The organism is Mangrovibacter yixingensis (assembly GCF_020523985.1).
GTDB classification, from domain to species: Bacteria; Pseudomonadota; Gammaproteobacteria; order Enterobacterales; family Enterobacteriaceae; genus Mangrovibacter; species Mangrovibacter yixingensis.
In genome coordinates this window covers 167,166-179,517 of the sequence record NZ_JAIVKM010000001.1, presented here as the reverse complement: position 1 = coordinate 179,517, position 12,352 = coordinate 167,166, and the positions used below count along the sequence as shown (strand labels likewise).

Genomic DNA, 12,352 nt, shown 5'->3' with positions numbered 1-12,352 from the left:
CGGAGATAATCATGACAACCCTGAACTACCACACGGTTTTGCCTGCGGGCAGCCACTGGTCACTAGTGATGCGCCGTGGTACGGCACTCACCCTGACCGACATTGACGGCGGAGCCAATGCGGCCATGCTGTTTTACAACCCGGAGAACTTACTGGAACGGTATAACGCGCCAGATACGCTGAAATGCCAGCATACTTTCCGCCTTGGCCGTGGCCACTGCCTCTATTCCGATATGGGGCGAATTTTCTGTGCCATTGAAGAGGACAGTTTTGGCTGGCACGACACGGTTTGTGGTAACAGCAACGCCGCACTGGTTGCTGAGCGCTTCGGTGCATTGAATTACCAGACCGCCCACAACGAACGCCACCAGAACGGCTACGACAGCTTCCTGGTTGAGCTGGCGAAATATGGTCTGGGAAAACGTGATATGGCCGCCAATATCAACTTTTTCACCCAGGTGACTGCGGGCGCAGACGGCACTTTACACCAGGGGCAGCACAGCAAGCCGGGTGCTGAAGTCCGCCTGCGTTTTGCCATGGACACACTGGTGCTGCTGCACACCTGCCCGCACCCATTACATGCAGGTGGTGATTACCCGCGCGCCTCTTTGGGTATCACCCTTGATGGTGAACGTAAACCACTGGCAGAGCACTGCCTGGCACGGGAAGAAAACCAGCGTGGCCTGCGCAATAACCAACTCTATTACCTGAGCGAAGGAGTCTGAACATGTTACAAACCAGCCCACGAGTAACCCACGATGCGCTGTACCGCATGGCTGTACCGGCCGGAGATTACTGGCTGTACCGCATAGAAGCCGGGCAAACATTACGGATAACCGACCTGGAAGGTAATCAGGCCGCCGACACGCTGTTTTTTAATGCCGATGACACAGCAGAACGTTACAGCGTGACCGACACACTGCGCGGCCAGGGGAATCTGTTTCTGACAACGGGTAGTGTGTTGCGCTCCAATGAAGACCGCCCGATGCTGACCATTGTTGCCGATACCTGCGGCCGCCATGACACACTGGGTGGAGCCTGTGCCACCGAAAGTAACACCGTGCGTTACGACCTGGAAAAGCGCCATATGCACGCCTGCCGTGATTCCTGGATGCTGGCGGTTGCCGAACACCCGGAATATGGGCTGACCCGGCGTGACATCACCCATAACATCAACTTTTTTATGAATGTCCCCGTGACTGAACAGGGTGACCTGACGTTTGCCGATGGCATTTCCGCACCCGGAAAATACGTTGAACTGGAAGCTCACATGAATGTACTGGTGCTGATTTCCAACTGCCCACAACTTAACAACCCCTGCAACGGTTATCACCCCACGCCTATTGAAGTCGCGGTCTGGTAAGGTTGGGCGCTGCGGGACGACCCGCAAGGACGCGCCAGGATTGACGCAGGACGACCTGCATAGCCTGAGGCCAGTGATTTATGTTAACTCGAATTCTTATTGCCAACCGTGGCGCAATCGCGGTGCGAATTATTCGTACCCTGAAACAGATGGGTATTACCGCCATCGCGGTGTATGCCGAAGCGGATAAGCATGCAGGCCATGTACGGCTGGCCGATGAAGCCTGGTCGCTGGGCGATGGCAACGTCCGTGAAACCTACCTTAACCAGGAAAAACTCTTTGCTATTATCCGTGAAAGTGGCGCTCAGGCGGTGCATCCGGGTTATGGTTTTTTAAGTGAAAATGCCGAATTTGTTGCCGCCTGCCAGGCCGCAGGTGTCAAGTTTCTTGGCCCCACCACCGAGCAAATGGCCGCCTTTGGCCTGAAACACCGGGCACGCGAATTAGCAGAACAACAGCAGGTTCCGTTGTTACCCGGCAGTGCATTATTAACGGACTGTGACGCCGCATTGCAGGCAGCACTGGCAATTGGCTACCCGGTGATGCTGAAAAGCACCGCAGGGGGCGGTGGTATTGGTATGCAGCGCTGCAATGACGCCAGTGAACTGCAGGCCGCTTTTGAGCGGGTAAAACGCCTGGCAGGCAATAACTTTGCCGACGACGGTGTTTTCCTGGAGAAATTTATTGCCCGGGCACGCCATATTGAAGTGCAAGTATTTGGTGATGGCCAGGGCAATGTACTGGCGCTGGGCGAGCGTGACTGTTCCGCTCAACGGCGCAACCAGAAAGTGATTGAAGAAACCCCGGCACCGCACCTGAGCGCACCAACGCGCCAGGCCCTTCAGCAAACCGCCATCCGCCTGTGCCAGGCCGTGAAATACCGCAGTGCCGGTACTGTAGAATATGTCTACGACGATGAGGCAGACCGTTTCTATTTTCTGGAAGTGAACACCCGCCTGCAGGTAGAACATGGTGTGACTGAAATGGTGTTTGGCGTGGATATTGTGCGCTGGATGGTGGAACTGGCACAGGGGACACTCGCACCACTGAGCAGCCTGAAAACTGAACCGCAGGGCCATGCCATCCAGGTGCGTTTGTACGCCGAAAACCCGGCGAAAGATTACCAGCCCGTTGCCGGGTTACTGAGTGATGTCAGTTTCCCCACATCGGTTTGCGGTGCAACTTTGCGCATCGACCACGGCATTGCGACTGGTACCGAGGTTTCTCCGCTGTACGACCCAATGCTGGCAAAAGTCATTACCCATGCCCCCGACCGCGACACTGCGCTGAACGCACTGAACACAGCTCTGGCACAAACCCGTTTATATGGCATTGAAACCAATTTGGCGTGGTTGCAGCATATTCTTCAGCAACCGGCTGTGCGTGGCGGGCGCATGCTAACCTCCACACTGAGCCAAATCCACTGGCAACCTGACACGCTGGATGTACTAAGTGGCGGAACGCTGACCACAATTCAGGATATGCCGGGCCGGACAGGCTACTGGCATGTGGGCGTTCCCCCATCCGGCCCTTACGACTCACGCTCATTTCGCCTGGCGAATACTTTATTGGGAAATGCACCAGACGCCGCCGGGCTGGAAATCACCCTGCGCGGGCCTGTGCTGAAATTCAACCAGCCCTGCTCCGTTGTACTGACGGGTGCCACAATCGAGGCCACGTTAGACAGTTCCCCGGTAGCAATGGGCGAAGTCATTACCGTAAACCGCGGGCAAACCCTGAGCCTGGGGGCAATTAACGGTCCAGGTTGCCGCAGTTACCTGGCGGTTGCCGGTGGGCTGGATTGCCCGTATTACCTGGGCAGCCGCAGTACCTTTACGCTGGGGAAATTTGGTGGGCACGCCGGGCGGGCACTCCGCACGGGTGATGTACTGCACCTGGCTGCGCCAGCGGTGCGTAACAACGTGACACCAACCGATATCGCTATGCCAGAACTGAGCAACAACTGGCAATTGCGGGTGATTTATGGCCCCCACGGCGCGCCCGAGTTTTTTACCCCGGACGACATTGCCGAATTTTTTGCTGCACGCTGGCAAGTGCACTATAACTCCAGCCGTACCGGTATTCGCCTGATTGGCCCGAAACCAAACTGGGCAAGGCCAGATGGCGGTGAAGCGGGGATGCACCCGTCAAACATTCATGACAATGCTTATGCTTTTGGCTCTGTCGATTTCACTGGTGATATGCCGGTTATCCTTGGCCCGGACGGCCCTTCATTAGGTGGTTTTGTCTGCCCGGCAACAGTCATAGATGCAGATTTATGGATGCTTGGGCAACTTAAAGCCGGGGACAGCGTGCAGTTTGTTCCGGTGACACTGAGCACAGCAGATGCACTAAGCGGAATTGGCGAGCTACAAAGCGGGCAAGAAGCCAGCCCCGATTCACTGCCCTCCCCCATATTGCTGCATGACCCGGCGCGCGACGGCATGCCAGAATTAACCCTGCGGGCCGCAGGTGACCGCTTTTTACTGGTGGAATATGGTGAACAACGCCTGGATATTACCCTGCGTTTTCGTGTTCATGCCCTGATGCAGGAACTGGAAAATGCGCCCCTTGCCGGGCAACTGGAGTTAACACCGGGTATTCGTTCGTTGCAGATTCACTTTGACCCACACCTGTTACCTCGCGACCAACTGATCAGTGCCATTACAGCCGCAGATGCAAAACTGGGCGACCTGCGCGACGGGCGGGTACCTTCGCGCACGTTGTGGTTACCTTTAAGCTGGAATGACGAAGCCTGCCAGAAAGCGATCGATCACTACACCCAGTCTGTTCGCCCAGGAGCCCCCTGGTGCCCAAGCAATATTGAGTTTATCCGGCGCATCAACGGCCTGAAGCATATTGATGAGGTGAAAGACATTGTGTTCAACGCCCGTTACCTGGTGATGGGCCTGGGCGATGTGTATCTGGGCGCGCCCGTTGCCACACCACTGGATCCCCGCCACCGCCTGGTAACCACCAAATATAACCCGGCACGCACCTGGACTGCGGAAAACTCAGTAGGGATTGGCGGCGCTTATATGTGTGTGTACGGCATGGAGGGGCCTGGCGGCTACCAATTTGTTGGCCGCACGATTCAAATGTGGAACCGTGACCGGCAAACCCGTGAGTTTAGCCAACCCTGGTTGCTGCGTTTCTTTGACCAAATCCGTTTTTACCCGGTCAGCCACGATGAACTGATGCAATTGCGCGAACGTTTCCCCTGGGGCGAAGTACCACTGCGCATTGAAGAAGGTGAATTCAGCCTGGCGGAATACCAGCAATGGCTGGCAAGTGAAACGCGAAGCATTGAAGACTTCCAGGCTGTGCGCCAGGCGGCTTTCGATGACGAACTGGCACGCTGGCGAGCAGATGGCCAGTTCACCTATGTTGCCGAAGATGCCCCCGCCACACCAGGCGATGATGAAATCCCGGAAGCCTGTTATGGCGTGGAAAGCCAGGTGGCAGGCAGCATCTGGCAGTGGATGGTGAGCGAAGGCGACAGCATTGAGCCCGGCCAGGTGATTGGCCTGCTGGAATCCATGAAGATGGAGATCCCGGTAGTTTCCCCGGTGCAGGGCAAGGTCCGTAAGGTGCAGCGCCAGCAAGGCCAGCGGGTAGATGCCGGGCAATTGCTTGCCATTATTGAACCCGTAGATTGATAACAGAAAGGTGTTCCCGCCAGGCTGCCACAGCGCAAACCTGGTGGGAACATAAAACAACTACCGTGGGCAGGATGCAGACGGCAGGTTGTTCTGTGGCGAACGGCACGCCCACAAGGTTCTTTCAACTGCCTGGTGCCATTCCTGCCAGCGCACCTGCAGGCGCTCATGGCGCGCCATGTCTGGCTGGAAGGCAATGTGCTCCGGCAAAAATGCCCGCAGTTCCTGGGTTGCCAGGTTAAGCAGGGCTTTCCTTGCCATCAGTGACACACCCATTGCCGATAACTCCGCAATATTGCTGCGCATAACCGGGCATCCGAGTAAATCCGCCTGGTATTGCATTAACCAGTCATTTTTCGTCGGCCCGCCATCCACCATTAACGTATGCAATTGAAATCCATGGCACTGCTGCATGGCGTCAATCACATCTGCCACCTGGTAAGTAATGGATTCCAGAGCCGCACGAATCAGATGCGCCCGCTTAACACCACGGGATAAGCCCTGAATCAACCCACGGGCACGGTCATTCCACCATGGTGCACCCAGGCCTGTCAGCGCCGGTACAAAATAAACACCGAGCGTTGAATCCACCGTTGAAGGCAAGTGGTTTAATGCGTCGCGCACCTCGGCTGCGGGTAGCTCGCTTAACCCGGTGCTTTCCACCATCCATGTCACCGCATCCCCGGTATGGGGAATATTCCCCTCCAGGGCATAAACCCGCTGGCTGCCATCATGCCAGGCAATGGTCGTTGCCAGGCTGGGTACATCCGCGCCGGGTTGGTTAACGGGTGCCATCACGGATGAACCCGTACCATAGGTGGCTTTCACGCAACCGGCCTCACCCAGGGTATGGGCAAACAGTGCAGCATGGGAATCCCCCGCCATAGCCAGAATGGGGACGCCGTCCGGTAATACCCCTGGACAGTGGGTATAACCAAACAGCCCACTGGAAGGCCTCACTTCCGGTAAAGCACAACGTGGAATCGAAAAAATACCCAGTAACTCCGGGTCCCAGCCTGCGGTATGCACATTGAAAAGCTGGGTACGGGAAGCATTGGACTCATCGCAACAAAATGCCTGCCCGCCAGTAAAATGCCACAGCAGCCAGCTATCTACCGTGCCCAAACAAATCTCTCCCCGGGCTGCACGTTGTTCGCCATCCGGTACGGACTGGAGCAACCAACGCATTTTAGAACCAGAGAACAGCGGGGCAACGGGCAGCCCGGTCAGTTCCCTGATTCGCGCTTCCAGCCCGTTATCCCGCAGGCTGTGGCAAAACCCGGCACTGCGTGAACACTGCCAGGTAATCGCCGGGCCAATGGCTTTGCCGGTTGCCCGTTCCCAGCCAAGTGCAGTTTCTCGCTGGTTGCTGATAGCCAGGGCGGCAACCTGTTCACTGCCAACTGCCTGGCAAACCTGGGATACAACATCGAAAGAAGCCTCAATCAATAATGCGCCTGATTGTTGTACCCAACCTTCATGGGGCGTTTCGATGCTCAGCGTGCGTGAAGCGCTGGCGACAATTTTCCCCTCTGCATCAATCGCAATCGCTTTTGTATTGGTGGTCCCTTCATCCAGTGCAATGATGACACTCTTCTTCACCGACATGATGCGTCTCCAAATCAAACGACCTGGTTATTGATGCAGGTAAGTATTCACGCCCAAATAACGGGTGAACGCCTCTACCAATACGGCACTGCTTGATGAGTGGTTCATCGCAACATGGTGTTCAAAGCCCTGGCGGCAAATCCAGGCTAACAACATTTCAAGGTGAGGAACCTGAATAACTGCACGGCACCCTGGGGTATCCAGCGGGTCATTCACCGATTGCGCTTCCCCCACATAGGCTTTTACTTCCCCAGTCAGGTCATCCGTGCTCAAGCGAAAATAAGTCATTGGCCCCGCTTTCAGGCGGCCATGCACAGCACCACAGGTATTTTCCTTCCCAACCGTGGTGCCAATAATATCGGCGGTACCCATTTTGGGCGATTCCAGGCTGGCCGCTGCAAAATTGCCGCAATGAAACAGGACGCATTTGTCCCGGTCATCGCCGAAGTTGTTATTCCAGTCGGCTATTGAAGCTGGGCTTAGGTTGCAACTGGCAAGGGCATACATGGATAACGCCCCCATCACATCCACTTCGCAGGCGGAGGGCATCAATTGCCCGGACATCACACTCATAATGGAGCACACGTTGATGCCAAGATTTTCCTGGAGCGATGTCCAGCACTGAATGGCGGTGGTATCAATATCGTTTGCTGTGGTCCACTCGCTAATCACCACAAACAGTTTTGCCATAGTGAGTATTTTATCTGCCGGAATAGCGCTGGCATCGGCGTTATCAAGCAGGATTCGGCGTTTTTCATCCACACGAATATCGTCATCACGCAGTTGCCCAATACGGGTAAAGACTTCTGACAAATCGAGGGTTTCCACCGCAATTCCCATGCGTTCCAGGAGTTTTTCACTATAACGCACAGTGTTAAAGCCTGCCGGGCGGGCACCAATCGCGCCGACGCGCACATTACGCATTGCCGAAACGACCCGGCAGACTTGTTCAAACTGGCGCAGATCACCCGCGAACACGTCGCCATCAAGGGCACAAACATGCTGTGTGGTCAGCGTAAAGGGAATGTTGTACTGGCGCAGGTTATTACAGAGTGAAATTTTCCCGCAGAAGCTGTCACGGCGGGTGGCAAGGCCCATTTTATCCAGATTATCTTCTTGCGCCTGAACCAGCACCGGCACTGTCAGGCCCGATAAACGAATGGCTTCCGCGATTGCTTTTTCATCGCCGAAGTTGGGTAGTAACACAACAATGCCCTGAATCGCGTCTTTATTTACTTTAAGTAATTCAGCACATACTTTCGCATCCTGGCGGGTTTCGACACCACCTAACTCAGTCTGGGTTTCGTCCAGCATTACCGTGTTTATGCCAAGGCGTCCAAACAACGCTACTGCCTGTTCACGGGCTTCAGCCACCAGGTAACTGGGGAAAAAACCCCGGTTACCAATGATAACGCCCATCGTAATTTGTTGTGCAATTCGGGACATAGCTTTCTCCAGTAAGAGTTCTGTTTGGGGCATACACCCACTTGTTATTGTTTTAACGCTGTTGTGCCAGCATGGCGGTGGCATGGCGAACAATACCCGCCGCGTCAATTTCGTGGTGGGCACGCGTAGCTTTGCGGTCTGCCGCTATCGCGTACTGGCCATCTTTAATGCCGAGGCGACACAGCGGTATTGCACAACCGCCTTCCGCCAGCACTTCGGCCACCAGGCTCCCTACACCACCATTTATATTGTGTTCTTCGGCGCTGATAACCGCCTTGCAGGGGCGCAGTACCTTGAGTAATTGTTGTGTATCGCAAGGGCGTATGGACGGAATACTGACAACACTTGCATGAATCCCCTGGTCTGCCAGGTGCGCGGCTGCTTCAACGATTTCATAGACTGTGGAACCCATAGCAACTAGCGCGATATCAGTGCCTTCTTGCAGTACATCAATGCGTCCTGGCGCGAACTGGTAGCTTTCATCGTGTAATTCCGGCAATGCTTTACCATCCAGGCGGATATAAACCGGCCCCACGTGCGCCAGCGCATAATCGATAATCTGCCTGCATTCCCGTGGGCTTGATGGTGCATAAATCTCAATATTTCCGAAACCCCGCAGAACGGAGATATCATCAATACTGTGATGTGTGCTGGCTAATGGCCCGTAACTCGCTCCGGCATTCAGGCCGAACAGTTTGACATTGGTGTTGTTGTAACAAACATCCACTTTTATTTGTTCGTTAGCGCGCGAGATAAGAAATGGTGCGGCATTGCAGGTAGCGGCTACTTTACCGCCCAGCGCCAGCCCAGCAGCGGCCCCCACCAGTGTTTGTTCAGCGATGCCGACATTCACCAGGCGGCCTGGATATTTTTGAATAAAAGGCGCGATTTTTGCCGTCGAGGTTGAATCTGCCACCACCGGTACCAGGTCAACCCCCCGGTCAACGGCATCAATGAAGGCGTTCACCATCACCGTGGCTAAATGTTCACTATTACTCATCTTTCAACTCCTCAAGAGCCAGTTGGATCTCTTCACCTTTTGGTACGCGGTGGTGCCATTCAGCCCGGCCCTGAATAAAAGAAATCCCGGCGCCTTTCGTGGTATTGGCAATCACGACATGGGGTTTGCCTTCTGGCTTTAATCCTTCAAGCGTTGCGACGACATCGGCCATGTCATTCCCCTGGCAGGTGGTCACTGCCATGCCAAAGGCACGCCACTTCTCATCCAGCGGGTCAGTATTCATAATTTCTTTGGTTGGGCCTGCGAGTTGCAGGTTATTTTTATCATTAATGATAATCAGGTTATCCAACCCATAATGTGCTGCCACCAGCGCCGCTTCCCAGTTACTGCCTTCCGCCAGTTCGCCGTCACCGGTAACGACAAATACCCGGCGCGGGCTGTGGCTCCGTTTTGCAGCTAACGCCAGGCCGACTGCAACGGGTAAGCCGTGGCCCAGCGCACCAGTATTCAGTTCCACGCCTGGTGTTTTATGGCGCACCGGGTGGCCAGGCAAATGTGAATCGGCGTGCTGGTAAGTTGCCAACCAGTCAACCGGGATAAATCCGGCCTCCGCCAGAACACAGTAATAGCCGCCAACCGCATGCCCTTTCGACTGGATATAAATATCCCGCGTCTCGCTGTCTTGCTGTGAGGGGGAACAGTTAAGAATGCGGAAATACAGCGCAGTCAGTAATTCCACCAGGGAAAGGTCTGCACCTGTATGGCCGCCTGCCGGGCTTTCTGCATTCAACACAATGATTCGGCGGCGAATCGCCCGGGCCTTTTTCTCTAGCGCATCTACAGAGAGCTTAAAGGGGTTCATATCTGTACCTCGTGAATTTTTAGTCTTACTGGAATATTTATTCAAGTCAGGTATAAAAAAATACCAACTGCCTGAACATATCCGTAAAACCTAAGTAAAAACGCCATTGAATATATATTCATATATGACTTAATATTCAATAACAGCGTATGCCGCTTGTTGGCGTTTGTCTATCCGGCAAGGTGCGAAAGTTAGTAAAAAGAGAAAATGATCACATTTGATCATTGAGCCATTTTGGACAACAACTTGTTATCTATGCAGCAATGAATAAAAATACCATCAAGTAAATCAAGGGGAATGCCATGTCAAAGCAGGATGATCAGCGTTTGCTGGTAAAAATCGCGACGCTTTATTACAGCGAAAATAAAAAGCAATCTGAGATTGCCTCTTTGCTGCATTTGTCACAATCCTTTGTCTCTCGCGCCCTGACACGTTGCCAGAAAGAAGGCCTGGTCAAAATTACTGTGGTCCAGCCCACCAACATTTTTGTTGCGCTGGAAAAATCCCTTGAGCAGAAATACGCACTGAGCCAGGCCATCATTGTTGATGCGGGTGAAGAGGCAACCGCCGCTCAAATTAAACACGCCATTGGCAGTGCTGCAGCGCACTATGTAGAAACCCGCATCCGCCCGGAAGATATGGTCGGCATTTCTTCCTGGAGCAGCACCATTCGTTGCATGGTTGATGAAATGCACCCACAAAGTGTTCGGGCTCAGGGGGTTATCCAACTGCTGGGCGGCGTGGGGCCAAATGGTAATGTTCAGGCAACGATTCTTACCCAGCAACTTGCCGCACATCTCTCCTGCCCCGCCTGGTTGCTACCTTCCCAAAGTATTGAGCATTCCGTGGAAGAACGGGCGCGGTTGATGAGCAGCCCCGATGTCGCTGCGGCAGTCAGTAAGTTTTCTGCAGTGGACATTGCCATTGTTGGCATTGGTGAACTGGAACCCTCGCAGTTATTGAAAAATTCAGGGAACTATTACAACGAGGAAATGCTTCAGTTGCTGGCAGCGCGCGGGGCCGTGGGTGATATCTGCCTGCATTATTACGATGCCGATGGGAAACCGGTGCTGACCCCAGAGGAAGACCCGGTGATTGGCATGGAACTGAACCAGGTACATGCCTGTAAACATGTGATTGCGCTGGCTGGTGGGCCAGAAAAATGCCATGCCATTCGTGGTGCATTACGCGGGCAGTACATTGACGTACTGATAACAGATTTTGCCACCGCCAGAGCGCTATACCAGGCTTGATAACCGGCCTGCTGCCCTTTTCCATGGCGGCAGGCTGCTACAATAACCTCTCTATCATTCTGTTTTAATTAATAAAAAAACCACAACCTGCCTACCATAACGGCATTAATGCCAGCGGCCGGTAACGCCCGGATCGTGATCCTTTTCTCTTTTTAAGAAATTCGCGCTGTAAGTCAGTAGACAGTTTTTGAACGGCGACTTATGGTTACCTTGAATAATAAATCATTATTGAATATATATTCAATGTGGAGATAAAGATGAAACTGACCCTACGTACTACCCTCATTATGGCGGCTCTGATTGGCGCTTCAGGCCTGGCTCACGCTGCAGATAAAGGCCTTATCGCCATCATTACCCCTTCTCACGACAACCCCTTTTTCAAGGCAGAAGCAGATGGTGCGGCGGAAAAAGCCAAAGCACTGGGTTATACCACTCTGGTAGCCTCTCATGATGATGACGTTAATAAACAAAACCAGTTAATTGAAACCGCTATTGCCCGTAAGGCAAAAGCTATCATTCTGGATAACGCCGGGGCAGATGCCACCATTGGGCCACTTGAGAAAGCAAAAGCAGCGGGTGTACCGGCATTTCTTATTGACCGCGAAGTGAATAAAACTGGCGTGGCCGTTGCCCAAATCGTTTCCAATAACTACCAGGGTGCGCAGTTAGGTGCAGAGAAATTCGCGAAACTGCTTAATGGCAAAGGTGAATATGTTGAATTGCTCGGCCGCGAATCGGATACCAATGCCCACGTCCGTTCCCAAGGGTACCACGACGTACTGGATGATTACCCGGATATGAAGATGGTGGCACAGCAAAGTGCTAACTGGAGCCAGACAGAAGCCTTCACTCGTATGGAATCCATTCTGCAAACCAACCCCAATATTGTGGGCGTGATTTCTGGCAACGATACCATGGCACTGGGCGCCGAAGCAGCACTGAAAGCGGCCGGGAAAACGAATGTCATCGTGGTTGGGTTTGATGGCAGCGACTATGTCCGCGATTCCATCCTCAATAACAGCAACATCAAAGCGACCGTGCTGCAACCCGGCTGGCAACAAGCGCAAATGGCTGTTTCACAGGCCGACTATTACCTCACTCACGGCAAAGCGGAAAAAACAGAAAAACAATTGATGGATTGCGTTCTGATTGATTCCTCAAATGCGAAAAAACTCAGTTTATTTAACCTGAGCAAATAAC

9 protein-coding genes are annotated in these 12,352 nt (G+C 53.6%); 5 read left to right on the top strand and 4 right to left on the bottom strand.

All coding sequences use genetic code 11. The features are described from left to right. The first annotated feature begins 11 nt into the window (after positions 1 to 11). From LC084_RS00895 to uca, 3 genes are all read left to right on the top strand, one after another. A complete protein-coding gene (locus tag LC084_RS00895) occupies positions 12 to 725 on the top strand; it encodes an urea amidolyase associated protein UAAP1 (protein ID WP_226568548.1) in 714 nt (237 codons plus the stop codon). A gap of 2 nt (positions 726 to 727) precedes the next feature. After that, complete coding sequence (locus LC084_RS00890; protein ID WP_226568547.1) at positions 728 to 1,363, top strand: urea amidolyase associated protein UAAP2; 636 nt, start codon at positions 728 to 730, stop codon at positions 1,361 to 1,363. An 80-nt stretch (positions 1,364 to 1,443) separates the two neighbouring features. Further along, positions 1,444 to 5,022, top strand: a complete 3,579-nt coding sequence (uca, locus tag LC084_RS00885) for an urea carboxylase (RefSeq protein WP_226568546.1) — start codon at positions 1,444 to 1,446, stop codon at positions 5,020 to 5,022. Between the two features lie 60 nt (positions 5,023 to 5,082). Here uca and LC084_RS00880 read toward each other — a convergent pair whose 3' ends face one another. From LC084_RS00880 to LC084_RS00865, 4 genes are read right to left on the bottom strand one after another with little or no spacing between them, the layout of a single operon-like run. Beyond that, on the bottom strand, positions 5,083 to 6,633 hold the full coding sequence (locus LC084_RS00880; RefSeq protein ID WP_404808344.1) for an FGGY family carbohydrate kinase: 1,551 nt from the start codon (positions 6,631 to 6,633) through the stop codon (positions 5,083 to 5,085). Between the two features lie 24 nt (positions 6,634 to 6,657). Further along, positions 6,658 to 8,076 carry an L-fucose/L-arabinose isomerase family protein gene (locus tag LC084_RS00875; protein WP_226568544.1) on the bottom strand — a complete coding sequence of 473 codons (1,419 nt, stop codon included), beginning with the start codon at positions 8,074 to 8,076 and terminating at the stop codon, positions 6,658 to 6,660. Between the two features lie 52 nt (positions 8,077 to 8,128). Beyond that, positions 8,129 to 9,076, bottom strand: a complete 948-nt coding sequence (locus LC084_RS00870; RefSeq protein WP_226568542.1) for a transketolase family protein — start codon at positions 9,074 to 9,076, stop codon at positions 8,129 to 8,131. Further along, positions 9,069 to 9,899, bottom strand: coding sequence for a transketolase (locus LC084_RS00865; RefSeq protein ID WP_226568541.1), 831 nt, complete (start codon positions 9,897 to 9,899; stop codon positions 9,069 to 9,071). The genes LC084_RS00870 and LC084_RS00865 overlap by 8 nt, the downstream gene beginning before the upstream one ends. Positions 9,900 to 10,201: 302 nt before the next feature. Between LC084_RS00865 and LC084_RS00860 the strand changes: the two genes are divergently transcribed. Together LC084_RS00860 and LC084_RS00855 are read left to right on the top strand one after the other, a co-directional pair. Next, the gene (locus tag LC084_RS00860) at positions 10,202 to 11,152 is read left to right on the top strand and encodes a sugar-binding transcriptional regulator (protein WP_226568539.1); all 951 of its coding nucleotides are present in this window, start codon (positions 10,202 to 10,204) and stop codon (positions 11,150 to 11,152) included. Between the two features lie 257 nt (positions 11,153 to 11,409). After that, positions 11,410 to 12,351, top strand: coding sequence for a D-ribose ABC transporter substrate-binding protein (locus LC084_RS00855; protein ID WP_226568537.1), 942 nt, complete (start codon positions 11,410 to 11,412; stop codon positions 12,349 to 12,351). Position 12,352 lies beyond the last annotated feature (1 nt).